This is a genomic window from Bacillus sp. ISL-46 (assembly GCF_018613205.1).
The window spans coordinates 191,069-217,559 of record NZ_JAGGQR010000027.1; the positions used below are offsets into that span (position 1 = coordinate 191,069).

General features: G+C 38.0%; 26 protein-coding genes. All 26 read left to right on the top strand.

Annotation, left to right across the window (positions count from 1 at the left end; translation table 11 throughout):
• Window positions 1–65 precede the first annotated feature (65 nt).
• Complete coding sequence (bshC, locus tag J7E67_RS16035) at window positions 66–1,700, top strand: bacillithiol biosynthesis cysteine-adding enzyme BshC (protein ID WP_214732329.1); 1,635 nt, start codon at window positions 66–68, stop codon at window positions 1,698–1,700.
• A 155-nt stretch (window positions 1,701–1,855) separates the two neighbouring features.
• Entirely contained in the window at window positions 1,856–2,287 is a 432-nt protein-coding gene (mraZ, locus tag J7E67_RS16040) for a division/cell wall cluster transcriptional repressor MraZ (protein ID WP_066252575.1), read from the top strand.
• 63 nt (window positions 2,288–2,350) lie between these two features.
• Complete coding sequence (gene rsmH, locus J7E67_RS16045) at window positions 2,351–3,283, top strand: 16S rRNA (cytosine(1402)-N(4))-methyltransferase RsmH (RefSeq protein ID WP_214715958.1); 933 nt, start codon at window positions 2,351–2,353, stop codon at window positions 3,281–3,283.
• Window positions 3,284–3,342: 59 nt separating this feature from the next.
• On the top strand, window positions 3,343–3,696 hold the full coding sequence (gene ftsL, locus J7E67_RS16050) for a cell division protein FtsL (protein WP_214732330.1): 354 nt from the start codon (window positions 3,343–3,345) through the stop codon (window positions 3,694–3,696).
• A 1-nt stretch (window position 3,697) separates the two neighbouring features.
• Window positions 3,698–5,938 (top strand): penicillin-binding protein, encoded by a 2,241-nt coding sequence (locus J7E67_RS16055; protein ID WP_214732331.1) that lies wholly within the window; start codon window positions 3,698–3,700, stop codon window positions 5,936–5,938.
• 118 nt (window positions 5,939–6,056) lie between these two features.
• Window positions 6,057–7,976 (top strand): stage V sporulation protein D, encoded by a 1,920-nt coding sequence (locus J7E67_RS16060; RefSeq protein WP_214732332.1) that lies wholly within the window; start codon window positions 6,057–6,059, stop codon window positions 7,974–7,976.
• Window positions 7,977–8,165: 189 nt separating this feature from the next.
• Entirely contained in the window at window positions 8,166–9,626 is a 1,461-nt protein-coding gene (locus J7E67_RS16065) for a UDP-N-acetylmuramoyl-L-alanyl-D-glutamate--2,6-diaminopimelate ligase (protein ID WP_214732333.1), read from the top strand.
• 2 nt (window positions 9,627–9,628) lie between these two features.
• Window positions 9,629–10,072, top strand: coding sequence for a hypothetical protein (locus J7E67_RS16070; protein WP_214732334.1), 444 nt, complete (start codon window positions 9,629–9,631; stop codon window positions 10,070–10,072).
• Window position 10,073: 1 nt separating this feature from the next.
• Entirely contained in the window at window positions 10,074–11,048 is a 975-nt protein-coding gene (mraY, locus tag J7E67_RS16075; RefSeq protein WP_214732335.1) for a phospho-N-acetylmuramoyl-pentapeptide-transferase, read from the top strand.
• Window position 11,049: 1 nt separating this feature from the next.
• Window positions 11,050–12,402 carry a UDP-N-acetylmuramoyl-L-alanine--D-glutamate ligase gene (gene murD, locus J7E67_RS16080; RefSeq protein ID WP_088086303.1) on the top strand — a complete coding sequence of 451 codons (1,353 nt, stop codon included), beginning with the start codon at window positions 11,050–11,052 and terminating at the stop codon, window positions 12,400–12,402.
• A 59-nt stretch (window positions 12,403–12,461) separates the two neighbouring features.
• Complete coding sequence (gene spoVE, locus J7E67_RS16085; RefSeq protein ID WP_214715972.1) at window positions 12,462–13,562, top strand: stage V sporulation protein E; 1,101 nt, start codon at window positions 12,462–12,464, stop codon at window positions 13,560–13,562.
• 162 nt (window positions 13,563–13,724) lie between these two features.
• A complete protein-coding gene (gene murG, locus J7E67_RS16090; protein WP_214715974.1) occupies window positions 13,725–14,828 on the top strand; it encodes an undecaprenyldiphospho-muramoylpentapeptide beta-N-acetylglucosaminyltransferase in 1,104 nt (367 codons plus the stop codon).
• A gap of 60 nt (window positions 14,829–14,888) precedes the next feature.
• Window positions 14,889–15,797, top strand: a complete 909-nt coding sequence (gene murB, locus J7E67_RS16095; protein ID WP_214715975.1) for a UDP-N-acetylmuramate dehydrogenase — start codon at window positions 14,889–14,891, stop codon at window positions 15,795–15,797.
• A gap of 195 nt (window positions 15,798–15,992) precedes the next feature.
• Window positions 15,993–16,784, top strand: a complete 792-nt coding sequence (locus J7E67_RS16100) for a cell division protein FtsQ/DivIB (protein ID WP_214715976.1) — start codon at window positions 15,993–15,995, stop codon at window positions 16,782–16,784.
• The gene (locus J7E67_RS16105) at window positions 16,759–17,469 is read left to right on the top strand and encodes a DUF881 domain-containing protein (RefSeq protein ID WP_251026800.1); all 711 of its coding nucleotides are present in this window, start codon (window positions 16,759–16,761) and stop codon (window positions 17,467–17,469) included. Before J7E67_RS16100 ends, J7E67_RS16105 begins: the two co-directional genes overlap by 26 nt.
• A gap of 56 nt (window positions 17,470–17,525) precedes the next feature.
• Window positions 17,526–18,257 carry a DUF881 domain-containing protein gene (locus J7E67_RS16110; protein ID WP_214732336.1) on the top strand — a complete coding sequence of 244 codons (732 nt, stop codon included), beginning with the start codon at window positions 17,526–17,528 and terminating at the stop codon, window positions 18,255–18,257.
• Window positions 18,257–18,619, top strand: a complete 363-nt coding sequence (locus J7E67_RS16115; protein ID WP_066252602.1) for a small basic family protein — start codon at window positions 18,257–18,259, stop codon at window positions 18,617–18,619. The genes J7E67_RS16110 and J7E67_RS16115 overlap by 1 nt, the downstream gene beginning before the upstream one ends.
• A 120-nt stretch (window positions 18,620–18,739) precedes the next feature.
• A complete protein-coding gene (gene ftsA, locus J7E67_RS16120; protein WP_214732337.1) occupies window positions 18,740–20,038 on the top strand; it encodes a cell division protein FtsA in 1,299 nt (432 codons plus the stop codon).
• 39 nt (window positions 20,039–20,077) lie between these two features.
• Window positions 20,078–21,214 carry a cell division protein FtsZ gene (gene ftsZ, locus J7E67_RS16125; RefSeq protein WP_088086311.1) on the top strand — a complete coding sequence of 379 codons (1,137 nt, stop codon included), beginning with the start codon at window positions 20,078–20,080 and terminating at the stop codon, window positions 21,212–21,214.
• Window positions 21,215–21,429: 215 nt separating this feature from the next.
• Window positions 21,430–22,362, top strand: coding sequence for a sigma-E processing peptidase SpoIIGA (spoIIGA, locus tag J7E67_RS16130; protein ID WP_308160422.1), 933 nt, complete (start codon window positions 21,430–21,432; stop codon window positions 22,360–22,362).
• 44 nt (window positions 22,363–22,406) lie between these two features.
• Window positions 22,407–23,126: an RNA polymerase sporulation sigma factor SigE gene (gene sigE, locus J7E67_RS16135; protein ID WP_088086313.1), complete on the top strand. Its 720-nt coding sequence runs from the start codon at window positions 22,407–22,409 to the stop codon at window positions 23,124–23,126.
• A 162-nt stretch (window positions 23,127–23,288) separates the two neighbouring features.
• Window positions 23,289–24,068, top strand: coding sequence for an RNA polymerase sporulation sigma factor SigG (gene sigG, locus J7E67_RS16140; protein WP_026566385.1), 780 nt, complete (start codon window positions 23,289–23,291; stop codon window positions 24,066–24,068).
• Window positions 24,069–24,163: 95 nt separating this feature from the next.
• Entirely contained in the window at window positions 24,164–24,433 is a 270-nt protein-coding gene (locus tag J7E67_RS16145; RefSeq protein ID WP_214732354.1) for a YlmC/YmxH family sporulation protein, read from the top strand.
• 71 nt (window positions 24,434–24,504) lie between these two features.
• Window positions 24,505–25,332, top strand: a complete 828-nt coding sequence (gene pgeF / locus J7E67_RS16150; protein ID WP_214732338.1) for a peptidoglycan editing factor PgeF — start codon at window positions 24,505–24,507, stop codon at window positions 25,330–25,332.
• Window positions 25,329–26,006 (top strand): YggS family pyridoxal phosphate-dependent enzyme, encoded by a 678-nt coding sequence (locus J7E67_RS16155; RefSeq protein WP_214713030.1) that lies wholly within the window; start codon window positions 25,329–25,331, stop codon window positions 26,004–26,006. The genes pgeF and J7E67_RS16155 overlap by 4 nt, the downstream gene beginning before the upstream one ends.
• Before the next feature lie 11 nt (window positions 26,007–26,017).
• Complete coding sequence (locus tag J7E67_RS16160) at window positions 26,018–26,485, top strand: cell division protein SepF (protein ID WP_214713031.1); 468 nt, start codon at window positions 26,018–26,020, stop codon at window positions 26,483–26,485.
• The last annotated feature ends 6 nt before the right edge of the window (window positions 26,486–26,491 follow it).

The following is a 26,491-nucleotide window of genomic DNA, read 5'->3' on the forward strand; positions in this document are numbered from 1 at the left end:
AATCCGGTTGGTAGTGGTATACTCTAAAAAGAATGAATTTGGGTGATCAGAAAGGAAGTACATGAATGGAGATTTTAAATCTCTCTTTACCAGCAACAAATCGGTTTGCTTCGAATTATTTGGAACAGTCTACTGAAATCGAGCCTTTTTTTCATTACAGGTATAATGAATTAACCGATGATGCCAAAAGGGTTTCTGAACTAAGTAACCGGTCATTTCCTCGCGTAGAGGTTGCTGAACACATTGAGAGCTTTATGAAGCAGTTTCCATCGTCTGAAGCTGTTATCAAGTCAATTGATAAACTTAAAACAAATAATAGCCTCGTTGTTATTGGTGGTCAGCAGGCAGGGATCCTCACAGGGCCGCTTTATTCAATACATAAAGTCATTTCAATTATTAAATTAGCAGAGCAAAAGGAAGAGCAGCTTGGAGTACCAGTCGTTCCAGTATTTTGGATTGCAGGCGAAGATCATGATTTCCAAGAAGTTAATCATGTGTTTGTGCCTGTTAATCGAAAGGTAGATAAATGGACCTATCCGGAGAGAGTAGTTAATAAGAAAATGGTCTCCGATATTCAGTTAAACAAAGAAAGCTGTCTATCATGGGTTAATAATCTAATTGAGAATTTCGGTGAGACAGAGCATACGAATACACTATTAGAATTTGCCAAAGAACAAATATCCATATCAACCACCTTCGTCGATTTCTTCGCAAATATTATTATGGAATTGTTCAAGGATTATGGGTTATTAATTGTTGATTCAGGTAACAAAGAGTTTCGTTTGCTGCAGAAAGAATTTTTAAAAAGTCAAATTCTTCACCATGAAGCGATAACAAACAAATTATTGGAACAACAAAGGGAAATTGGAATAAAGGGTTTTCCGATTACGATTGATGCAAGTGAAGAAAATGCCAACCTATTCTACTATGATCAGAAAATGAGTGAACGGATTCTACTTGAGTACGATCGAGGAAATGATCGTTTTGTGGGGAAAAATGGGACCTTGGCATTTACGAGAGAACAATTAGTGGTGCTAGCCGAGGAGAATCCGGCAAATTTAAGCAATAATGTGGTGACGCGTCCGTTAATGCAGGAATGGCTCTTTCCAACTGTTGCTTTCATTGCGGGGCCAGGTGAAATATCATACTGGGCAGAACTCAAACTAGTTTTTGAACATTTTGATATGAAGATGCCGCCGATCGTTCCCCGTTTGAATATTACCATCCTTGATCGATCGGTGGAAACGGATGTTGCAGAATTGCATCTAAATTTAGCAGAAGTTTTGAGCATTGGAACGGACAAAGGAAGACACCAATTTCTAGAAGCAATAAAAGACAAAGAAGTAGAGTCACTATTTTCAATTACTAAAGACCATTTAGTAAAGCAGTATAGACAAATTGAAGCAAAAACAGCTCAGTTAGACCGCGGCCTCCTACCATTATTTAAGAAAAACGAAGGTTACTTATTAAAAGAAATCGACTTTTTGGAAAAGAAACTTGATGAAGCAGTAAGATTAAAGCACGATAATATGATCAAAAAATATGCGCGTGTCGATCTTGCTTTAAGACCTGATGGTTTTCCGCAAGAGAGGGTTTGGAATGTATTTTATTATCTAAATCAATATGGATTGAATTTTATTAAGGACTTAATGACTGGAAGATTCGAATTTGATGGAAGGCACAAGGTCATGAAAATATAGAAAAACTTCACTTACATAGTGGAGTTTTTCTTTTTTTTGTAAAAAAATAACTTAATGAAACAGGATAATTAAGAATTAACGCGAATAGTTAAAAAATAGGTGGTGGAAAGTGGGGGAATGTGGTACATTTTTAATAGAAAGTGGGGGTCATGGGTATGTTCATGGGTGAATACCATCACAGCATTGATAATAAAGGCCGCATGATTGTGCCCTCCAAATTCCGTGATGAGCTTGGTGAAATGTTTATTATCACACGTGGATTGGATCAATGTTTATTTGGTTACCCCATATCAGAGTGGGAGCTTATCGAAGAAAAGTTAAAAGGCTTACCTCTGACAAAAAAAGATGCCCGTGCTTTTACTCGCTTCTTCTTTTCTGGAGCAACAGAGAGTGAACTTGATAAGCAAGGAAGAATTAATATCCCAGCACCACTATTGCAATATGCAAAGCTAGAAAAAGAATGTGTAATTTTGGGTGTTTCCAATCGAATTGAAATTTGGAGCAAACAGATTTGGGAAGACTATTTTTCACAGTCTGAAGAATCTTTTGCGGAAATTGCAGAAAATATGATTGGCTTTGATATATAATGGATAAATTATGTTAATATATTTTCTGTTATATATCGTTCGATTGGAAAAGGTGGTTACTACATGTTTGAACATACAACTGTGTTGTTAAAGGAAGCTGTTGATGGATTAAATATTAAGTCAGATGGTATTTATGTTGATTGTACTTTGGGTGGGGCGGGACACAGTTCCTTGATTCTTTCAAAACTCGGAGCCCGCGGTAAACTATTTGCATTTGACCAGGATGAGACAGCTATTGCACATGCTAAAGAGAAGTTGGCACAATATGGAGACCGATTAGAGATAATAAAAAGCAATTTCTTATATTTAAAAGAAGAGCTTAATGATCGAGGAATTGCTAAAGTTGACGGAGTCCTATACGATCTTGGGGTATCCTCACCACAATTGGATACACCAGAAAGAGGTTTTAGCTATCATCATGATGCACCACTCGATATGAGGATGGATAATGATGCTGATGTTTCTGCCTATGATGTGATTAATCATTGGGCATATGAAGACTTAGTTCGCATCTTTTTCCGCTATGGCGAAGAAAAATTCTCTAAACAAATAGCACGTAAAATTGAAGCGGCAAGACTTGCAAAACCAATTGAAACAACGGCAGAATTAGTTGAATTGATTAAGGATGCTATTCCAGCACCTGCTAGAAGAAAAGGTGGACATCCTGCCAAGCGAGTTTTTCAAGCAGTAAGAATTGCTGTTAATGATGAATTAGCTGTGTTTGAAAAGTCTATAAATCAAGCAATTGACTTATTAAACCCAGAGGGGAGAATAAGTGTTATTACCTTTCATTCTCTAGAGGACAGGATTTGCAAGGCAGCCCTTAAGAAAGCAAGTGAAACCCCTAATTTACCTCCAGGTTTACCAATCATTCCAGATGAGTATAAACCGATCTTAAAGCTAATCTCACGGAAACCAATTCTTCCATCTGAAGAAGAATTAGAACAAAACAATCGTGCCCGATCTGCAAAGCTCCGTATTGCAGAAAAATTATAAAAAATACTATCACCTAGGCATTGGTGGTAGAAAATGAATAAAATCTGGAGGGGAAGCGTTTGAGTAATCTTGCCAGGAAGTATCTAGAGCAGCAACAAACAGAGCAGAAAGTCGAAAAAAAAGGTCAAGTAATTATCAAAAAATCCTGGCTTACTCCAGGAGAAAAAATAATTGGATTAGCCTTTGCTGGATTTGTATGTTTTGGGGCGATTCACATTATTTCGAACCAATCTAAAATTTACGAGGTCAATAAGGACATCCAGGTTATTGAAGCAAAAGTGTCCGAACAACAGAAGGTAAATAGTGATTTACAGGTTCAGGTAAGCGAATTAAGTGCATATGATCGAATTTATCAAAAGGCCAAGGAAATGGGCCTTATTAAAAATGAAAATAATGTCAAGGTAGTGCATTAAAATGAACAAGAAACAACCATATATGAATGCAGGAGCAGCCATTTTATTTGGATTATTTGGCTTGCTCTTTTTTGTATTACTCTTTAGGTATTTTTCGATACAAATCTCTGGAGAAGTAGACGGGCAGCCTCTTGCTGCGAAAGCTCAAGAGAAATATAGCAGGGAAGGGAATTTGGCGGCCTTAAGGGGCGATATCTTTGATCGGAATGGCGGGGTAATTGCTGAAGATACGAATGCCTATAAATTAATCGCTATTTTAGATAAGAAGATGACGACGAATCCCAAAAAACCGCAACACGTTAAAAACCCAGACAAAACAGCAAAGGAATTAGCTAAATACTTAGAAATGGATGAGTCAGAGATTTATAATATTTTAACTACAGGAATAAGAAATAAGAAATTTCAGGTTGAGTTTGGCAAGGCAGGCAAAGATATTACTAATCAGACAAAGAAAAAGATAGAAGATTTAAAGTTGCCTGGAATAACTTTTCTACGTGAGTCCAAACGCTTTTACCCAAACGGAGTTTTTGCTTCACATTTAGTTGGGTATGCAGACCGGATTGAGCAAAAGGATAAAACGATTAAATCAATTGGGAAAATGGGAATCGAGAAAATTCTAAATGATGAATTAACAGGAAAAAATGGTAAATTAAATTTTGAGAGTGATTTGTGGGGCTATATACTTCCGGACGAGAAGGAAAAAATTACTCCTGCTCAAAATGGGAATGATGTCTATTTGACCATAGACCAAAAAATTCAAACCTTTTTAGAAGATGCAATGAACAAGGTAGATAAGGAATATAAACCTCAAAAAATTATTGCGATTGTAGCCGATCCGAAAACAGGAGAAATATTAGCGATGGGGCAACGGCCGTCCTTCCATCCAAAAACAAAAGAAGGAATTGATAAAGGCTGGCATAATGAAGCTATTGAAACCTCATTTGAACCTGGATCGACAATGAAAATATTTACACTTGCAGCAGCGGTGCAAGAAAAGGTTTTTAATCCGAATGAAACCTATCAATCTGGTTCCTATCAAGTTACCAAAAAGGATAAAGCAATTCATGACCATAATTACTCAGGCTGGGGAACCATCACCTATCTTGAAGGTGTGCAACGTTCATCAAACGTTGCATTTGCGAAGATTGCGAAGGAGAAGTTGGGTTTTGAAAAGTTTAGAGAATATTTAACAAAATTTGGTTTTGATAAACCTACGGGTATTGATCTTCCCGATGAAACCTCAGGAAAGATTCAGTTTACTTATCCGATTGAAAAAATTACAACTGCATACGGACAGGGAACGGCAATTACACCGATTCAACAAATTCAAGCGGCAACAGCGATAGCTAATGACGGGAAAATGATAAAGCCGCATGTAGTCAAAAAAATTGTCAATCATGACACAGGAGAAACGATTAAATCAACCACTCCTGAGGTCGTTTCAACTCCTATATCAAAAGAGACTGCCAAACAGGTTCGTGATATCCTTGAAACCGTGGTTACCTCACCTAATGGAACGGGTGGCCGTTACAAAATTGATGGCTACAGTGTCGCTGGTAAAACGGGGACAGCTAATATCCCAGGACCGAACGGAAGATATTTACAAGGGGCAGATAACTATATGTTTTCGTTTCTAGGCATGGCCCCTAAGGATGATCCCAAGTTGATTGTATATGTTGCTGTTCAGCAGCCTGATCTTGATGGAACCGGCATAGGTGCCCTTCCTGTCTCGGCTATTTTTAATCCTGTCATGAAAAACAGCTTGCAATATTTAAATATCCAACCTTCTAAAAGTGAAAAAGCACAATTAAATAAACTATCAGATTTTATCGGGAAGTCGGTCGAGGCAACAGAAAAAGAACTAAAGGCAAAGGACATTGAAACCGTTGTAATAGGCAAAGGAACAAAAGTTGTCAGACAATTACCAGAGTCAGGTACGACTGTTTTAGAGGGGGAAAAGGTAATCATCCAAACAAATGGAGATAAACTGGCCCCAGATATGACAGGCTGGTCACTTAGAGATGTAATGAAAGTAGCCAATATTGCTGGCTTAAAACTGAATTCAAAGGGACAAGGCTACGTAACTCAACAAAATATCAAACCAAAAACGATTATGCGAAACGGTGATTTCTTAATAGTTGATTTAAAAACTCCTGAAGAACAGTGGACTCAAGAAAATCAGGCTAATTCAAATGGTCAAGACCAATCAGAAGAAACCATTGAAGAAATAGTCCAAGATTAAACGTTAATCCCGCTTACTAGAGCGGGATTTTCTCTTATTTATTAACGTTATTCGGCGTTCTAATAAAAAAAGTACAAGCATATAAATGAACGATAGAAAAAGGAGGGTCGTTCAAAATATGCGAGTTTCAAATGTAACTGTCCGTAAACGATTAATGATTGCTCTATTCGTTGGTATTCTAACCTTCTTAATTATTGATGTGCGGCTTGGATATGTTCAATTTGTTTTGGGTGATTGGTTGACTGCAGGAGCAAAAGACTCTTGGAGCCGTAATATCCCTTTCGAACCTGAACGAGGAGAAATTGTAGACCGTAATGGGGTGCCGTTGGCAACGAATATAAGTACCCCCACTGTTTGGGTGGTCCCAAGACAAATAAAGGACCCAGCAACAACCGCGGAAAAGCTGGCCTCCGTTTTAAATATGTCAAAAGAAAAGGCATACCGGGATATCACCTTAAAGGAGAGAATTGTTCGTATAAAGGAAGGCAGAAAAATTTCTCATGAAAAGGCTAAGGAAATCAGATCCCTGGGTCTTGAAGGGGTCTATATTGGGGAAGACTCCAAGCGTCATTATCCCATGGGGAGTTATCTCTCACATGTACTTGGGTTTGCAGGAGTGGACAACCAGGGGTTGATGGGACTAGAGCAATATTATGATAAAGAGCTAAGTGGTGAACGGGGCTCAGTTAAGTTCTATGCGAATGCTAAAGGTGAAAGAATGAACGATATGGCAGATGATTATGAGCAGCCGATCAACGGTCTCGATTTGAAGCTGACAATCGATTCAAAGATACAAACCATTGTCGAAAGAGAACTAGATATTGCTGAGGCAAAATACAATCCAGATGGTATTATCGCCATTGCTATGAACCCAAATAGTGGTGAAATTTTAGCGATGTCAAGCAGACCAACTTTTGATCCTGCTAATTTCCGGAATGTACCCCAAGAGGTCTATAATCGGAACCTGCCAGTTTGGTCAACCTATGAACCTGGTTCAACTTTTAAAATTATTACCCTTGCTGCAGCATTGAATGAAGGAAAAGTTAACTTGGAAAAGGAACATTTCCATGATTCTGGGTCGGTTCAAGTAGCAGGTGCAAGGTTAAAATGCTGGAAGCGGGGCGGGCATGGTGATCAAACATTTTTAGAGGTTGTTGAAAACTCGTGTAACCCTGGATTTGTTGAATTAGGTGAACGACTAGGAAAAGAAAAGCTTTTTAAATATGTTAAGGATTTTGGATTTGGTCAGAAAACTGGAATTGATTTACAAGGTGAAGGAACAGGGATTTTATTTAATTTGAACCGCGTAGGTCCTGTTGAACAGGCAACAACTGCTTTTGGACAAGGAGTATCTGTAACACCGATCCAGCAGGTAACCGCAGTGTCAGCAGCGGTCAATGGCGGAATATTATACAAGCCGTTCATTGCGAAAGAGTTAATTGATCCTGTAACCAAAGAGATTGTAATGAGGAATTCTCCTGTTGAAAAAAGAAGAGTAATTTCCGAGAAAACTTCAAAGGAAATCCGCCATGCACTTGAAAGTGTAGTGGCCCAAGGGACAGGTGGCAGGGCATTTGTTGAAGGCTATCGTGTTGGTGGTAAAACAGGGACTGCGCAAAAAGCACAAAACGGCAGATACTTAGAAAATAACTTTATTGTTTCTTTTATGGGCTTTGCCCCTGCTGATGACCCACAGATTGTCGTTTATGTTGCTGTTGATAACCCAAAAGGAGTTACGGCATTTGGGGGAACCATTACCGCTCCAATTGTAGGTAATATTATGAAAGATAGCATGAAAGCAATGGGGGTTGAGCCGAGGAAGGATCAAATTGAAAAAGAACTAAAATGGCCAGATACTCCTTTAATAAAACTTCCTGATTTTACCGGTTTAACAAAAATGGAGTTAATGGATCAGCTTATTAACTTAAAGGTAGATGCCAGCGGGGAGGGAGATGTGGTTATTAGCCAATCTCCTGTAGCCGGAACCAAAGTGAAGGAAGGGTCAAAAATTAGGCTTTATTTTGGTAAAGAAGAATAACTCGAGTTGAATTTTTTATTGTTAGGGCGGTCGGAATGTTTTCCGCCGCCTAATTTTTTCTTTAAGCTTATATAACTAAATAGCAAAATAAAATATTTTAATGTAAAATAAGATGGAACTTTCGTTAAGAAGAATTTTGAGGTAAATACTGGTAATATGTATGTACGGTCATGAGAGGATTTGAGAGAAATGAAGCTACAAAAGCTGCTTAAGAATTTGCATCTTTTAGTTCCTTTTAAAGGTGAAGATCTGGAAATTACATCGATCGAAAACGATAATCGGAAGGTGCAAAAAGGGAGCTTATTTATTTGTATTAAAGGTTATACAGATGATGGTCATGATTTTGCAGAATCAGCTGTCAAAAACGGCGCAGCAGCCATACTTGCGGAACGTCCGTTATCACTTGATGTGCCTGTTATTCTTGTAAAAGATACAACAAGAGCAATGGCTGTGTTAGCTGATACTCTTTATGGGCAGCCAACTAAAAAGCTGCATTTAATTGGGATCACAGGAACAAATGGAAAAACAACCACCAGTCATTTAATTGAAAAAATAATGGTAGATGCTGGTCAAAAAACTGGTTTGATTGGCACGATGTACACTAAAATAGCTGAAAAGACGATTGAAACCAAAAACACCACACCTGAAAGCTTGATACTTCAAAAAACCTTTCAGCAAATGGTTGAAGCAGGTGTAAATACTGCTGTAATGGAGGTTTCTTCGCATGCCTTAGACCTTGGCAGGGTCCATGGCTGCGATTATGATGTGGCAGTGTTTACAAATCTAACGCAAGACCACCTGGATTATCATAAGACAATGGATGAATATAAGCGTGCGAAGAGTTTATTATTTGCCCAGCTCGGTAATACATTTGATCATCATAAACCAAAATTTGCTGTTTTAAATGCAGACGACCCTGCCTCTGATATGTATAGCAGGTCAACTGCCGCACATGTAATTACATATGGAATCGACAACAAGGCCGATATTCAAGCGAAAAACATCCAAATGACTTCCTCTGGTACTCATTTCAATCTTTTTGTCGAAACGGAAAAATTTCCGATCCAAATGCAATTAATTGGGAAATTCAGTGTTTATAATGTTTTAGCAAGTATTGCTGCCTCACTTGTGTCCGGAGTCGAAATTAATGAAATTATTAAATCCATTGAAAGTGTAGAAGGTGTATCAGGAAGGTTTGAACTTGTAAATGCAGGACAAGATTTCACGGTTATTGTTGACTATGCCCATACACCTGACAGCCTTGAAAATGTATTAAAGACGGTTCAGCATTTTGCCAAAAAAAGAATCTTCGTCATCGTAGGCTGCGGTGGAGATCGAGATCGTACGAAGCGGCCATTGATGGCTCAGATAGCCTGTCAATTGGCCACAGATCCTATCCTCACGTCAGATAACCCTAGAAGTGAAGACCCATTAGCAATATTGAAGGAAATGGAAGCGGGGGTTGAGGGTGAAAAATATAAGATCATACCTGACCGTAAAGAAGCGATTCATACAGCAATACAACAGGCAACAACAGGAGATGTGATCTTAATAGCCGGTAAGGGCCATGAAACATATCAAATTATTGGCAATGTCGTTCACGATTTTGATGACAGGCTGGTAGCACGGGAAGCGATTGAGGGGAGATAGCTATGTATTTAGCTTTGAAAGACTTGGGAGGTCTATTTGATTCTAGCTGTGGAATCCAAGACGATTTTTTGTTTGCTTCGGTTAGCGACCAAGCAAACGAAGCGCAGCCAAAAGGATTATTTGTGTCATATAACGGAATGTATGGTGAGCTTTCAGAAGCGATTGCCAATGGAGCAATCGCAGCTATTTGGAATCAAGAACACGATCTTCCAAGGTATACTCCGAACCATTTTCCAGTATTTTTTACAAACGATCCTGCTGATGCAATTGTAACAATTTTAAATAGATATATTGAAAAATTAAATGGAGAAACAGACAAAATTATGGCGATAACTAACTTTAAATTTTCAAATAAAAAACTTCTTAATAAAAATAACGAAACATATGATATATCTGTGTTATTAAACGAGGTAATTAATAAAAACAAACCTGAAAGGAGGGAATAAAATGCTCGAGCAAGTTATTTTTTTTACAATAATTATGGGCTTTCTTATATCAGTATTGCTTTCTCCTGTATTTATTCCCTTCTTAAGAAGGTTGAAATTTGGACAAAGCATTCGTGAAGAAGGGCCAAAATCCCACCAGAAAAAATCTGGCACACCAACCATGGGTGGTGTGATGATCTTGTTTTCGATCGTTATTACGACACTTGTAATGACTGGAAAATTTTCTGAACCGACCGTTAAAACATATTTGCTGCTTCTTGTAACGCTTGGTTTTGGATTGCTTGGTTTTTTAGACGATTTTATCAAAGTCGCGTTAAAACGGAATTTAGGATTAACCTCTAAACAAAAGCTAGCAGGTCAAATCATTATTTCAATTATCTTTTATCTTATCTATAAACAACAAGGTTTCTCTACCGAAATTAGTATCCCTTTTACTGAAACAACATTTGATTTAGGCTGGTTTTTCATCTTTTTCATCATATTCTGGTTAGTTGGCTTTTCAAATGCGGTCAACTTAACCGATGGACTTGATGGCCTGGTGTCAGGTACCGCAGCAATTGCTTTTGGTGCACTAGCAGTACTTGCTTGGAATCAATCACAGATGGAAATTGCGATATTTTCTGTGGCGGTTGTAGGAGCTGTGTTAGGGTTCTTGGTGTTTAACGCCCATCCAGCCAAGGTTTTCATGGGAGATACCGGTTCACTTGCCCTTGGAGGGGCAATTGCCACTATCGCAATTCTTACCAAACTTGAAATTTTGCTTATCATTATCGGAGGAGTATTTGTCATTGAAACATTATCCGTTATTTTACAGGTTATCTCCTTTAAAACAACCGGTAAACGGATTTTCCGTATGAGCCCATTGCATCACCATTATGAATTAGTAGGTTGGTCGGAATGGCGTGTTGTCGTCACTTTTTGGAGTGTTGGATTAATCCTTGCGATACTAGGAATCTATATAGAGGTGTGGTTATAAATTGAAACAGATTAAAACTTTCAGTCATAAAAAAATTCTTGTCCTTGGTTTGGCGAAAAGCGGGGTAACAGCAGCCGCTCTATTACATAAGCTTGGAGCATTTGTGACGGTTAATGATAAAAAGCCATTCTCGGAAAATCCTGAGGCACAAGGGCTATTAGAACAAGGGATAAAAGTGATTTGTGGTGAACATCCTATTGAACTTCTTGATGAAGGCTTCGAGCTGATCGTTAAGAATCCAGGTATTCCTTATAACAACCCAATGATTGCTGGAGCTATTGAAAAAGGAATTCCGGTAATCACCGAGGTAGAGCTTGCGTATGAGGTTTCGGAAGCCCCATTTATTGCTATTACAGGAACAAACGGGAAAACAACTACGACAACTTTAGTCTATGAAATGTTGAAAGAGGATGAAAAGAACCCGCTAATTGCAGGGAATATTGGTACAGTGGCATCAGGTGTTGCGGAGGAAGCAACTGCAGACAATACGATTGTCATTGAATTATCTTCGTTTCAATTAATGGGGATTGTCAATTTTAATCCTAAAATTGCCATTCTTACAAACTTATATGATGCCCATTTGGATTATCATGGGACAAAAAAAGAATATATTACAGCAAAGGCAAACATCACAAAAAATCAAACAGAACTTGAATATCTCATTGTCAATGCGGATCAAGAAGAAACTTTAGAAGTTGCTCGTCACTCTAAGGCCAGCATCATTCCTTTTTCTACAAAGAAGAAACTGTCGGAAGGTGCTTATATTTCCGATGGTTGGATTATATTTAATAGAGAAAAAGTGATGGAAATTGAGAAAATAGCTCTGCCGGGCAACCACAATCTTGAAAATATTTTATCTGCTATGGCTGCGGCAAAGCTTTCAGGCGTAGAAAATAGCGCGATTCAAAGGGTTCTGCGTACATTTACTGGTGTCAGGCACCGCCTGCAATTCGTTACAGAAGTGAACGGTAGAAAATTCTATAATGATTCTAAAGCGACGAATATTCTGGCATCCATTAATGCTTTAGCTGCGTTTGAAGCACCTGTTATTCTGCTGGCAGGCGGTTTGGATCGCGGTAACGAGTTTGATGAGCTCCTGCCTTATTTAAAAAATGTAAAAGCAATGATTACATTTGGGCAAACCGCTCCTAAGATGGAACGGATCGGGACATTGGCTGGAATAAAAACAATCATCCGTGTCGATAATGTTGACAAGGCAGTGCCTGAAGCTTATCGATACTCCGAATCAGGTGACGTAATATTGTTATCTCCTGCTTGTGCGAGCTGGGATCAATATAAAACTTTTGAGGTCAGGGGAGACATTTTTATCGAAGCGGTGCATAAGCTTAAGTAAGGGCTTGTACCTCGCGTGGTTCTGCAAAGCCCTAAAACTAGCAGTTGAGGTGTATTGTGGTGCCGACAAAAAGAACAACTCCCGATTTTATTTTAATGATCGTAACATTCACGCTTCTGGCAATAGGGCTTATCATGGTTTACAGCGCAAGTGCTATCTGGGCTGAATATAAATTTAATGATTCCTTTTTCTTTGCGAAAAGACAAACTCTTTTTGCAGGGGTAGGAGTCGCTGCTATGTTTTTTATTATGAACATCAACTATTGGACGTGGAGGACTTGGTCGAAAACCTTTATTATTATTTGTTTTGTCCTACTTATTCTTGTTTTAATTCCGGGAATAGGTAATGAAAGAAATGGATCTCGAAGTTGGATTGGTGTAGGGGCTTTTTCAATTCAACCTTCAGAATTTATGAAACTGGCGATGATAGCTTTTTTGGCAAAATATCTGTCCGAACGGCAAAAGCTCATTACTTCATTTAAGAAAGGTCTTGTTCCATCATTAGGGCTTGCCTTTTTAGCCTTTTCAATGATCATGCTCCAACCTGATTTAGGTACGGGAACAGTTATGATGGGAACCTGTGTCGTCATGATTTTTATTGCTGGTGCACGGATTAGCCATTTTTCTTTCCTTGGACTGTTGGGTATAGCAGGGTTTGTCGGCTTAATTGCTTCCGCACCTTATCGAATGAAAAGGATAACTTCCTTTTTAGATCCATGGTCCGACCCGCAGGGAAGTGGCTTTCAAATGATTCAATCGCTTTTTGCGATTGGACCTGGCGGATTGTTTGGACTTGGACTTGGCGAAAGCCGACAGAAGTTTTTTTACTTACCAGAACCACAGACCGACTTTATCTTTGCAATACTATCTGAAGAATTAGGTTTTATCGGTGGTTCATTTATATTACTATTATTTGCACTGTTGTTGTGGAGAGGTATTCGAATCGCCCTAGGTGCACCGGATTTATATGGCAGCTTTTTAGCCGTAGGGATCATCGCCATGGTGGCTATTCAGGTAATGATTAATATTGGAGTTGTCACAGGGCTAATGCCCGTTACGGGCATTACCTTGCCATTTTTGAGCTATGGGGGTTCTTCATTGACCCTGATGTTAATGGCGATCGGTGTTCTCCTTAATATTAGCAGGTATTCTCGCTTTTGAACCTTACCCCTGTTTAGCAGCAGGGTTCTTTTTATTTTTAGCGAAATCTAATTCATAAGGTTACAATTAGATAACATTCTTTTTTCATATGCTTTATTTCGTTCGTTTTTATAGTAAGATAGTTATGGCAATAAGGTGTTAAATAGTTAATGAGGTGGAAAAATGAAAATAGTTGTTAGCGGTGGAGGGACTGGCGGACATATCTATCCTGCTCTCGCACTAATTCGAGAAATTCAAAAACAGAATAAAGATGCACAATTTTTATATATTGGGACTAAAAATGGTTTGGAAAGTAAGCTTGTTCCGATGGAGAATATTTCTTTTAAAGCAATTCATATTACTGGTTTTCAAAGAAAGCTTTCCTTTGAAAATATAAAAACTGTCCTACGTTTTCTAAAAGGGGTAAAAGACAGTAAAAGAATGTTAAAAGAGTTCAAACCTGATATTGTCATTGGAACAGGCGGATATGTATGCGGACCTGTTGTTTATGCTGCGTCAAAGCTCGGTATCCCAACGATTATCCACGAACAAAATAGTGTTCCTGGACTTACCAATAAATTTTTAAGCCGTTATGTAAATAAAATTGCGATTTGTTTTGAAGAAGCCAAAGAATTCTTTCCGAAAGAGAAGACTGTTTTCACAGGTAATCCTCGTGCATCCGAAGTAATTGGCAAGGATGGGATTCAAGGACGTCTTGCAGCTGGGCTTAGTACAACAATACCAGCAGTCTTAATCTTTGGCGGCAGCCGTGGTGCCAGGCCAATTAATGAGGCTGTTGTAAAGGCATTTGGGGAATTGGCTGAAAAGCCATATCAAATTCTTTATATTACAGGAGACGTTCATTTTGAGGATGTCAAAAAAGAAGTAGATCTAATTGGAAACCCCAAAAATGTAGTAATTAAGCCCTTTATTCATAATATGCCAGAGGTTCTGGCGGGGATTGATCTAGTCGTTTCAAGAGCAGGAGCAACGACACTAGCAGAGATTACCTCGCTCGGTATTCCAAGCATTCTTATTCCTAGCCCGTATGTTACAAATAATCATCAAGAGAAAAACGCTAAATCTTTAAGTGACCATGGTGCGGCAGAATTACTATTAGAAAAAGATTTAAATAATAAAAGTCTTGTGAACCACATCGATCGTATTCTCTTAAATAATGAAAATTTAAAGGAAATGAAGCTAAAAGCTAAAAAAATAGGTGTGCCTGATTCAGCTATTAGACTGTATTCCTTAATGCAAGAGCTTGTAAAAACAAATCAAAGGTAGCCCATAATCGTTTTTAGCATAAACTGAAATAAATGCATCTTCGAAAGATAGGTGGTAAATATGGACGCAATAATAACGGAATTGCAAAATTCAAATATAGGAAAAGTGAAAATAAATGAACCTCTTGTCAACCACACCACAATCAAAATCGGCGGTCCTGCTGATCTTTTTATTGAGCCTTCATCAGTTGAAAATTTAAAACAGGTGATGGGGTTGGTAAAAAAACACAGCTTAAATTGGCGGGCGATTGGCAGAGGTTCTAATCTTTTAGTCTCTGACAAAGGCATCGAAGGAGCGGTAATTAAACTTGGCTCTGGAGTGGATGGACTTAAAATTAATGGCTCAGAGATTACAGTGGGAGGCGGACATTCCCTGATAAGTTTGGCTACACTTATTAGCAAGAAAGGGATGGCCGGATTAGAATTTGCCAGTGGAATCCCTGGGTCTGTTGGCGGTGCTGTTTATATGAATGCTGGTGCACACGGCTCAGATATTAGCAAAATACTGACAAGGGCTCATATTTTATTTGAAGATGGGACGATGGAGTGGCTTTCGAATGATGAAATGAAATTCTCGTATAGAACATCTGTCTTGCAGAAAATTAGACCAGGCATTGTTGTAGAAGCTGCATTTCAACTTGTCGAAGGTGATAAAGCAGTCATTGTATCACAAATGATCAAGAATAAGGATTATCGAAAAGATACCCAACCATGGAATTTTCCCTGTGCTGGCAGTATATTCAGGAACCCGCTTCCGAATTACGCAGGAAAATTAATAGAAGATGCTGGGTTAAAGGGATATAGTATTGGCGGTGCAAAAATATCGGAAATGCATGGGAATTTTATAGTAAATGCTGGAAATGCTACTGCAGCAGATGTGCTTGACTTAATTCAGCATGTAAAGGATACCATTTACAGCCTTTATAATGTAAAAATGGAAACAGAGGTAGAAATAATCGGACGGAAATAAGAAAGAAAATAATCGTACGAATGACAAATATTGTGTTATAATTACTGATAATATTATAGGTGCAACCTCGAAAAGTAACTGACGGCATGATTTTTCGTGCCGTTGTTTCTCTTTTCAAGGTAACACTATCGAATGTTTGGACAGGCTTAGTTAGCTATTCCTGAGGCAGCTGCTTTTTATTTGGAGGAATAATAAATGGAAAAAGGTAAAATCGTTGCTCTCGAGGATCGTATCCCTAAACTTAAAGAGCAAAGACGACGAAAAGCGAATAGACGCCTTGTGCTCCTGTTAATTCTGTTTTTTACAATGATAGTAGTTATCGCCTACTCACAATCACCATTAAGTCATGTAAAGACGATAACAATAAAAGGCAATGGAGTGTATTCCGCTGAAGAATTAGTCAGTCAGAGCGGCCTTTCGAATAATACGAATATTTGGAAAATAAAAAAGGAAGAAACCATTGTAAAATTACAGCGATTATCCGAGATCAAAAAAGCTGATATTCAAATTCACTGGCCTAGTACAGTTATTATTCAAGTAAAAGAATATAAAAGAATTGCCTATCTAAAACAAGGGAATAATTTCCTTCCAGTTATGGATAATGGGAAAATTCTAAAAAATCGAGCAGCAAATAAAATTCCTGTTAATTCTCCAATTTTATTTGAGTTTAAAGAAGGGGCAGCCCTCAATCAATTGGTTAAAGAGTTAGAACAACTTCCAAGAGAAATTTCAAACTCGATCTCTGAAATCCATTATACTCCCAAGAAAACAGATCCATTTCATATATCCTTATTTATGAATGATGGATTCGAGGTGAGTGCGACATTAAGAAGTTTTTCAGAAAAAATGGTGCATTATCCCTCAATTATCTCCCAATTAGATCCTAACAAAAAGGGAATTATTGACTTAGAAGTAGGATCTTACTTTAAGGCTTTTGAAACAGAAGGGGAGGAAAAAGAAGTTGAGCAAGATAAAGGTGAAGGGTAAACATGTTATCTTGTCCCTCGTCTGCCTTGTATTAGGATTTATGATTGCCTTTTCTTATCATTTGACGCAAATAGAAAATAAAAATGAGAAGCCAAATGTATCGGGTAAACAGTGGGAAAAGACACTAGCATTAAGAAATCAATTAATTTCAGAAGAAAAGAGTAATCGAGAACTGCAAAAAGAGTTACATCAAAAACAAGATTTGGTTCTTAAAAATGAAAAAGACCTCTCAAAGGAAGCACAGGTCTTTCTTAATCTTGCTGAGGATGCCGAAAAATATCGTATGTTCTTGGGGAAGGTGAAGGTACAGGGTAAAGGGGTTAAGATTACTCTCACTGACGGTGCATACGACCCAAAAGAAGATAATATTAATAATTACCTTGTTCATGAACACCATGTATTTAAAGTGGTGAATGAACTATATATATCAGGAGCAGCAGCTGTTGCTATAAATGGGCAAAGGCTGACAAGTCATTCTTATATTATTTGTAATGGACCGGTTATTACTGTGGATGGAATTGAACATCCAGCACCATTTATTATTACAGCAATCGGAGACCCTGACGTCCTTTCATCATCAATAAACTTAGTTGGAGGGGTTAAGGATCAACTAGTGAACGATAATATTGTTTTTACATTAGAAAAAAATGATGAAATTGTCCTAAATCCAATTCTAGGAAGTTAGCCATTTTCAGGAGTAGTGTCCACGGGATGATTATATAAAAGGTTAGGTGAAAAAAGGTGGACAACCAAAAAATTAATGCAAGTTTTACATTAATAGCAATTTTGGTCGGTTTCATGATTGCGATCCAATTTCAAACAGTAAAAAAACCTGCTGAACGTGACACACGCGATATTTGGCAGCTTCGTGAAGCGTTACTTAAAGAAAAAGAACTTCAATCCAATTTATTAAGTGAAATCCGTTCAAATGAAGAAAAGCTGGCAGCCTATGAATCTAAGCGAAAACAAAGTAAGGAACAAGCTTTAAAGGATACATTAGATGAATTAAAGATTGAAGCTGGATTATCCAAAATTACTGTTCCTGGAATTACCTTACATATTGAGCCAGTAATCGAAGAAATAAAGCCTGGTACTCCAGTTAATAGGGTGGTTTCACCAGAACTTTTAAAAAGATTACTCAATGAATTGAATATGTACGAAGCAAAATATGTAGCGATTGATGGACGAAGAATTATTAATACGTCTGTCATTCGGGACATCAATCGGGAAACAAAAATCGATGGACATACAATTAATAGTTTGCCGATAGAAGTTATCGTGGGTGTAGATGATAATAATACAGCTGAAAAATTATACAATCGGATGAAAGTATCTAAATCTACGGAAGAATTTTTTATTGAAAATCTCAGACTTTCTATTTCAAAACCAAATCCGAACGTAACGGTACCTGCCTATGATAATTCCATTCGTATCCGCTACATGGAACCGACAGAAGAAGGGGGCGATTCTTAATGTGGCTTCCATTCATTGGATTAATAATTGGAATCATACTTGGTTTGTTAACGGAGATTCGAATACCTGAAGAATATTCCAATTATTTGTCGATTGCTGTCTTAGCGGCATTCGACACACTTTTCGGTGGCATCAGGGCATATCTGCAAAATATATATGATGAAAAGGTGTTTGTTTCAGGATTCTTTTTTAATATAATGCTTGCTGCAAGTTTAGCTTTTCTCGGTGTTCATCTTGGTGTAGACTTGTATTTAGCGGCAGTTTTCGCGTTTGGTGTCAGATTATTTCAGAATATTGCCGTAATAAGGCGAATAATATTGACGAAATGGTCAACAAACAAAGAAAAAGTAGAAAAAAATTGAAACTTTTTAAAGGGAATCAATTAGTTGTGACGAATAATTTAAATATTACTATGAAACTTTTATTGAACAAAAAAAATAGTTGTTGTTCAACTTAAGGAAATCTAAAGGAGGTGCCAAAGAATGAACAGCAATGAAATATATGTTAGTCTTGACATCGGTACATCCAGTGTGAAAGTTATCATTGGTGAAATGGTCAATGACTCGGGTAAAGACTCGTTAAATATAATTGGTGTTGGAAATGTGCAATCTGAAGGATTGCGCAAAGGGTCGATCGTGGACATGGACGACACCGTTCATTCGATTAGAAGGGCAATTGAGCAAGCAGAAAGAATGATTGGGATGGAAATCAGAGATGTGGTGGTTGGCATTTCTGGAAACAATGTTATGCTTCAACAATGTCATGGTATTGTAGCTGTTTCAAGCCAAAACCGAGAGATTACGAATGAGGATGTCATTCGTGTCATTGAAGCATCCCACGTTGGTTCTATCCCGCCTGAGAGAGAGAACATTGGCGTTATTCGAAAACAATTCATACTGGATGGTAAAGATGAAATTAATGATCCCCGCGGTATGATTGGTGTTCGCTTGGAAATGGATGGAACACTCATTACCGGATCCAAATCGATCATCATTAATACACTTCGCTGTGTAGAACGCGCTGGACTTGAGATTGTAGACATTGTCCTTCAGCCTTTGGCAGCTGGAGATTATGCTTTGTCAAAGGATGAGAAGAACCTCGGGGTAGCTCTTATTGACCTTGGTGGAGGATCTACAACGATCGCTGTTTTCGAAGAAGGATTTATCACACAAACAAGTGTCATTCCAGTTGGCGGAGATTATATCACGAAAGATCTTTCTGTAGGGTTACGGACTTCGACAGAAGATGCAGAAAAAATCAAAGTAAAACATGGACACGCATTTTATGATGAGGCTTCAGAAGATGAAGTATTCAGTGTTCCTATAATCGGCAGTGATCAGCATCAACAATTTAATCAGCTTGAGATTTCTGATATTATTGAAGCAAGAATGGAAGAAATTTTTGAACTAGTTTTACATGAAATGAAACGCCTAGGATTAAGTGACCTTCCTGGCGGTTATGTTTTAACTGGCGGTATGGCAAATATGCAAGGTGTTCTAGAACTTGCCCAGGTGATTTTACAAAATCGAGTTCGGATTGCCGTCCCTGACTATATTGGTGTGAGAGAACCTCAATATACTACAGCTGTCGGTTTAATTAAATATGCCTACAAGAATGCTAGATTACCAGGTGGTACCATTGGTTCATCGACTATTTCTGAACCTGTAGAAAAGAGAGTACCAAAACAACAACAACAACAATCTAAAGCAAAAGTAGAAAAACATCCGGAAGAAAAGATGTCATCAAAAGTAAAAAAATTCCTTGGTTACTTTTTTGAATAGGAAAATCAAAAAAGGAAGCGACGAATTAGGAGGATTGTCATGTTAGAATTTGATACAAATTTAGATTCTCTTGCAACAATAAAAGTAATCGGAGTAGGCGGCGGTGGTAATAACGCGGTAAACCGAATGATTGAACATGGCGTTCAAGGGGTAGAATTTATCGCTGTAAATACTGATGCTCAAGCATTAAATCTTTCTAAAGCAGAAGTTAAGATGCAGATTGGCGCAAAACTTACTCGTGGACTAGGTGCAGGTGCTAATCCTGATGTGGGAAAGAAAGCAGCAGAAGAAAGTAAAGAACAGCTTGAAGCAGCATTAAGCGGAGCAGATATGGTATTTGTTACAGCTGGAATGGGCGGAGGCACAGGAACTGGTGCTGCACCCGTTATTGCTCAGATTGCCCGTGACTTAGGTGCATTGACGGTGGGTGTTGTCACTCGTCCGTTTACATTTGAAGGTAAAAAACGATCAGGTCAAGCATCAGGCGGAATCGGTGCGATGAAGGAAGCTGTAGATACACTAATTGTGATTCCTAATGATCGTCTTCTAGAAATCGTTGACAAAAGTACGCCAATGCTTGAAGCTTTCCGTGAAGCAGACAATGTCCTCAGGCAGGGTGTACAAGGTATTTCAGATTTAATTGCTGTCCCTGGTCTTATTAACTTGGACTTTGCAGACGTAAAAACAATTATGTCTAATAAGGGTTCAGCATTAATGGGTATCGGTGTATCTGCCGGTGAAAATCGTGCAGCTGAAGCCGCTAAGAAAGCAATTAGTTCTCCTTTATTAGAAACCTCTATTGATGGAGCACAAGGAGTACTTATGAACATTACAGGTGGCACAAACTTAAGCCTTTACGAAGTGCAAGAAGCTGCCGATATTGTAGCAACCGCATCAGACCAGGAAGTTAACATGATTTTTGGTTCTGTTATCAATGAAACGCTTAAAGATGAAATTATTGTTACTGTCATCGCAACCGGCTTTAAAGAAGAAGGAATGCAGCCAAAAGCTACTCGTCCTACTTTTGGACAAGCCAAGCCGACAATTGGCAATGTTAAGAGAGAGCAGCCAAAACGCGAAGAGGTTCAGCAAGAACCCGTTCGCCACACCCAAGTTTCCCAAGAAGAAACTTTGGATATTCCAACCTTCTTACGTAACCGAAATCGGAGAAGATAAATTCGAATTATCTAAAAAAGGCATGGCCAATTATGGGTCATGTCTTTTTTTATTTATTGCAACAAAATCTATCTGACAAAATCCGTTGTGAATAGTGGAAAATTCTGTTTTTTTGATTACAGAAAGTGACACACTTCAGCCATGCAAGTACGTTATACTTTTTCGTAAACAGAAAGGAAAAGCTGACAATTTAAAGGGAGGAAGCTCGCCTGACTATTTATTTAGATGTGATTTGGGCACTAAATTTGTTTTTTGATAGCCTGCTTCTGTATTTAACAGCTATTTTTCTAAAAAGAGAAATTAAATTAGGGAGACTACTTGCTGGCGGATTTATTGGTTCAATGATAATTTTATTATCATTTACACCATTAAATGTCTATACAAGCCATCCAATTTCAAAATTCATGTTTTCAATCTTGATGGTGTTAATTACCTTTGGGTATAAGCGAATGACTTTTTTCATTAAAGCCTTAATGACGCTATATGTTTCAACTTTTTTAATTGGCGGGGCATTAATGGGGGCACATTATTTTATTCAATATGACTCTGAATTGACAACTAAGGTCCTAATGACCAGTGTAAAAGGTTTTGGAGACCCAATTAGTTGGGTATTCGTTCTTATTGGTTTTCCGGTTGCCTGGCATTTCTCAAGAAAAAATGTAGAAAGTATGGAGATGACCAAAATTCAATTTGATCAAATTGTTAAAGTAACCGTGGAAATTGACAATGAAACACTTACTTTTAAAGGATTAGTGGATAGTGGAAACCAACTTTATGATCCGTTGTCAAAGCTTCCTGTTATGTTCGTCTCAATTAAAAACCAACTAGATACAATCCCAGAAACGATACAGAAACTTGCGGATGATCCAGAAATACTTTTAAAAGGGAGTGGAGAAATCCCAGAGGAATGGCAAAGCAGGCTCAGGATCATCCCTACTCGCGTGATTGGACAAGAGCATCAGCTTATTATAGCGGTTAAACCTGAAAGCATATTGATCGAACATAACGGGACTCAGTATTTATGTGAAAAAGGCCTTGTATCTTTTACAATAAAGCAACTCTCTAGTGAGGATGCATTTCAATGTATTGTTCATCCAAAAATGCTAACTGGGCATAAACAGGAAACTGAAACCGTTAAGGTGAGTTAATATTACTATACTCAGAAAAACATATTTTAGAAGGAGGAACACGCATGAAAAAATGGAGGCTTCGCCTATCCTACTACTGGTATAAACTATTAATGAAATTGGGCTTAAAAACGGATGAAGTTTATTATATTGGTGGCAGCGAAGCATTACCGCCTCCTTTGAGTAAAGATGAAGAAGAGTTGTTGTTAAAAAAACTACCGGGTGGTGATAAAGCCGCAAGGTCGATATTAATTGAACGTAATCTCCGTCTAGTTGTTTATATTGCTAGAAAATTTGAGAATACAGGTATTAATATCGAGGATTTAATTAGTATCGGGACCATTGGATTGATTAAAGCCGTAAATACCTTTAATCCTGAGAAAAAAATAAAACTTGCTACATACGCCTCTAGATGTATCGAGAATGAGATTCTCATGTACTTACGACGTAATAATAAGATCAGATCAGAGGTATCCTTTGATGAACCTTTGAACATTGATTGGGATGGAAATGAGCTTTTATTATCTGATGTATTAGGAACAGATGATGATATTATCACAAAAGACCTAGAGGCCAATGTGGACCGAAAGTTATTGACAAAAGCACTGCATCAGCTTACAGACCGTGAAAAACAAATAATGGAGCTTCGGTTTGGTCTGACAAACGGGGAAGAAAAAACTCAAAAAGACGTAGCCGACATGCTGGGAATTTCCCAATCCTATATATCAAGATTAGAAAAAAGAATCATAAAAAGATTAAGGAAAGAATTTAATAAGATGGTGTAAAGAAAAGAAAATTTTTTTCATTCGAAAAACCTAAGAATTTCGCGACTTAATTACATTCTTCGACAAATATGCACTTGTCCACCATCGTGGATAAGTGCATATTTTTCCTTCTCAAGGAAATACTGTTTTTTGTACAGCAACTCCTGTGAGGAGGGAAAAGGATTGACTCGAAATAAAGTTGAAATTTGCGGTGTGGACACAGCAAAACTTCCTGTATTAAAAAATGAAGAAATGAGAATACTCTTCAAGCAAATGCAAGAGGGCGATATTTATGCCAGAGAAAAGCTCGTCAACGGTAATTTACGACTCGTATTAAGTGTCATTCAACGATTTAACAATCGAGGCGAGTTTGTTGACGACCTGTTTCAGGTTGGCTGTATTGGACTGATGAAATCAATCGATAACTTTGATTTAGGTCAAAACGTAAAGTTTTCGACTTATGCCGTACCAATGATTATTGGAGAAATTCGAAGGTATCTACGTGATAATAATCCAATTCGCGTTTCAAGGTCCTTGAGGGATATAGCTTATAAGGCCCTCCAAGTAAGGGAGCGATTGATGAGCGAAACTTCACGTGAACCCACTGCAGAAGAAATCGCAAAGGTCTTAGAAGTTCCACACGAAGAAATCGTGTTCGCTCTTGATGCCATACAGGACCCAGTGTCCCTTTTCGAGCCAATTTATAATGATGGCGGCGACCCAATTTATGTAATGGACCAATTAAGCGACGAGAAAAATAAAGATATCCACTGGATTGAAGAAATTGCTTTAAAAGAAGGAATGCGAAGGTTAAACGATCGTGAAAAATTAATTTTACGTAAACGATTTTTTCAAGGAAAAACACAAATGGAAGTCGCGGATGAAATCGGGATATCTCAAGCTCAGGTTTCTCGACTAGAGAAAGCGGCCATAAGGCAAATGAATAAAAATATTCAAAGTTAAGCTGTCCTTTGGGCAGCTTTATTTTTATTCTTTTTACTAAAATGATATGAACAATCATATATTTTCTATAGTAATAAAACTGGGAGTGAGAGATGATGGTGAAAATTTCCGAATTCCAAATAAAAGATGTGGTTAATGTATCAGACGGAAAAAGGCTTGGTAATATAGGTGATATAGAGATCAATTTAACCACAGGTAAAATTGATGCCGTCGTGATTAGTGGCAGCGGCAGAGTACTCGGCTTTTTTGGAAAAGATGATGACGTGGTTATTCCGTGGAAAAATATCATTAAAATTGGTCAGGACGTAATTTTGGTAAGGTATAAAGGAAGTGAAGAGAGATTTTCAACGGAAACAGAGGTTTGACAATAGTTATTTGCGGTGACCATTTTTTCGTTTCATGGTAAACTATAGAAAAAAACAAAAGAGGTATGGTAATGGAACCCTTTGTTTTAAAGAATGAGTCATTTTTTTCAATAGAAAGCTGGATAAGGCAATTTCCTGGTTTAGCTGCGGGTATGACAACCAAAAATGGAGGAGCGAGTAAAGGGAATTACGAAACCCTAAACCTTGGCTTTCATGTTGGAGATGACAGAAGCGATGTTTGCATTAACCGAGGAAAAGTTTCTGAACTTCTGAAGTTTCCTCTAAACACCTGGGTTGGGGCAGAACAAACACATGGTATTCATCTTAAGAAAATTTCAAAAGCAGATCGAGGTAAAGGGTCAAATTCCTATGAAGATTCTTTTAAAGACACTGATGGTTTTTATACGAATGAGGAGGGTATTCTTTTATCGCTTTGCTTTGCCGACTGCGTCCCTCTTTTTTTTATTGCACCTGAATCAAGGATGATTGGAATTGCCCATGCTGGCTGGAAAGGGACCGTGGGTCAAATTGCCAAGGAAATGATAAATGCATGGGGAAGAGAAGGAATTAATCCCCAACAGATTTTTGTGGCAATTGGCCCATCAATTTGTGAAAAATGTTATATTGTTGATCAGCGTGTTATAAATTTAGTTGAAAATACACTAGTAGATGTCGAAACATTACCCTATAATTTAATTAATGATGGCCAATACTCTTTAGATTTACGTGAAGTAAATAGACAAATTATTGTCAATTCAGGTGTACCTGATACTAATATTCAGATGACTGGATTTTGTTCTAGTTGTGATAAAGAGTTTTTTTCCCACCGCCGTGATCAAGGTAGGACAGGAAGAATGGTAAGTTTTATTGGCTGGAAGGAGACTACGAAAAGTTTATGAGGGTTGCAGTAAAGTTTGAACAAATAAAACAACAAATTATTGAGACATGCCTTCGAGTAGAGCGGGACCCTGAAGAAGTGAAAGTGATAGGCGTTACGAAATATGTTAGTACGGAGAGAGCTATCGAAGCATTACAAGCTGGCATCATAAATTTAGGTGAAAATCGTGATGAGGGGCTCCTTCATAAGTGGGAAGTTCTTAAGGACAAGCCTAATTGGCATTACATCGGTTCGCTTCAGACGCGAAAAGTAAAAAATATTATTAATATAGTTGAATATATTCATTCTTTGGACCGGATTTCTCTTGCAGAAGAAATCAATAAACGAGCAGAACAAAAGGTAAAATGCCTGGTTCAAGTCAACGTCTCTGGGGAAGAATCTAAGCACGGCTTAAGTCCTGAAGATGCGATAGTCTTTATTGAATCGCTTCGCAAATTTGAGAGGATTAGCGTGGAAGGTTTAATGACAATGGCTCCATTAACGGATGATGAAGACCAAATTCGAGAATGTTTTCGCAAATTAAGAGAGCTTCGCGATCAAGTTCAAGCCCTAAATTTGGATTACGCCCCATGCACAGAGCTTTCGATGGGTATGTCTAATGATTATGTAGTTGCTATTGAAGAAGGGTCAACAATGGTAAGAATAGGCACAGCGCTTGTTGGTGAAGATGGTTAGGAGAGAAGATAATGACGATTAAATCAAAATTAAAAACATTTTTCTTTTTAGATGATGAATATGATGATAATAATGATGATTATGCACAAACAGTTGAACCGGCTCCCGTAAAGCAAAAGCAACAGCATCTGCCAGTGGTAAAAAACCAAAATGTTGTTAGCTTGCAAAGCGTCCAAAAAACTACCACTTCATCAAAGTCATCCAAGGTAATATTAGTTGAACCACGTACATATTCTGAGTCAACTGATATTGCAGACCATTTAAAAAATCGCCGGGCAGTTGTAGTGAACCTGCAGCGGATTGATAATGAACAAGGCAGGCAAATTGTTGATTTTCTAAGCGGAGTTGTCTATGCCCTCGGGGGTGACATTCAAAAAATTGGTTTAAGTATATTTTTATGTACTCCTGATAATGTTGAGGTGTCAGGAAATATATCCGATCTGATTCCTGACTTTGATAATCAAAATACGAGGTGGTAATGTTAA

Excerpts from the sequence above, each read along its gene's own strand:
- J7E67_RS16145 (WP_214732354.1), top strand. The coding sequence starts at position 24,164 with ATGGTGAAAATTTCCGAATTCCAAATAAAAGATGTGGTTAATGTATCA.
- pgeF (WP_214732338.1), top strand. The coding sequence starts at position 24,505 with ATGGAACCCTTTGTTTTAAAGAATGAGTCATTTTTTTCAATAGAAAGC.
- J7E67_RS16070 (WP_214732334.1), top strand. The coding sequence starts at position 9,629 with ATGTATTTAGCTTTGAAAGACTTGGGAGGTCTATTTGATTCTAGCTGT.
- bshC (WP_214732329.1), top strand. The coding sequence starts at position 66 with ATGGAGATTTTAAATCTCTCTTTACCAGCAACAAATCGGTTTGCTTCG.
- J7E67_RS16060 (WP_214732332.1), top strand. The coding sequence starts at position 6,057 with ATGCGAGTTTCAAATGTAACTGTCCGTAAACGATTAATGATTGCTCTA.
- J7E67_RS16160 (WP_214713031.1), top strand. The coding sequence starts at position 26,018 with ATGACGATTAAATCAAAATTAAAAACATTTTTCTTTTTAGATGATGAA.
- J7E67_RS16155 (WP_214713030.1), top strand. The coding sequence starts at position 25,329 with ATGAGGGTTGCAGTAAAGTTTGAACAAATAAAACAACAAATTATTGAG.
- J7E67_RS16115 (WP_066252602.1), top strand. The coding sequence starts at position 18,257 with ATGTGGCTTCCATTCATTGGATTAATAATTGGAATCATACTTGGTTTG.
- murG (WP_214715974.1), top strand. The coding sequence starts at position 13,725 with ATGAAAATAGTTGTTAGCGGTGGAGGGACTGGCGGACATATCTATCCT.
- J7E67_RS16055 (WP_214732331.1), top strand. The coding sequence starts at position 3,698 with ATGAACAAGAAACAACCATATATGAATGCAGGAGCAGCCATTTTATTT.
- J7E67_RS16100 (WP_214715976.1), top strand. The coding sequence starts at position 15,993 with ATGGAAAAAGGTAAAATCGTTGCTCTCGAGGATCGTATCCCTAAACTT.
- murB (WP_214715975.1), top strand. The coding sequence starts at position 14,889 with ATGGACGCAATAATAACGGAATTGCAAAATTCAAATATAGGAAAAGTG.
- mraZ (WP_066252575.1), top strand. The coding sequence starts at position 1,856 with ATGTTCATGGGTGAATACCATCACAGCATTGATAATAAAGGCCGCATG.
- sigE (WP_088086313.1), top strand. The coding sequence starts at position 22,407 with ATGAAAAAATGGAGGCTTCGCCTATCCTACTACTGGTATAAACTATTA.
- ftsZ (WP_088086311.1), top strand. The coding sequence starts at position 20,078 with ATGTTAGAATTTGATACAAATTTAGATTCTCTTGCAACAATAAAAGTA.
- rsmH (WP_214715958.1), top strand. The coding sequence starts at position 2,351 with ATGTTTGAACATACAACTGTGTTGTTAAAGGAAGCTGTTGATGGATTA.
- ftsA (WP_214732337.1), top strand. The coding sequence starts at position 18,740 with ATGAACAGCAATGAAATATATGTTAGTCTTGACATCGGTACATCCAGT.
- J7E67_RS16065 (WP_214732333.1), top strand. The coding sequence starts at position 8,166 with ATGAAGCTACAAAAGCTGCTTAAGAATTTGCATCTTTTAGTTCCTTTT.
- mraY (WP_214732335.1), top strand. The coding sequence starts at position 10,074 with ATGCTCGAGCAAGTTATTTTTTTTACAATAATTATGGGCTTTCTTATA.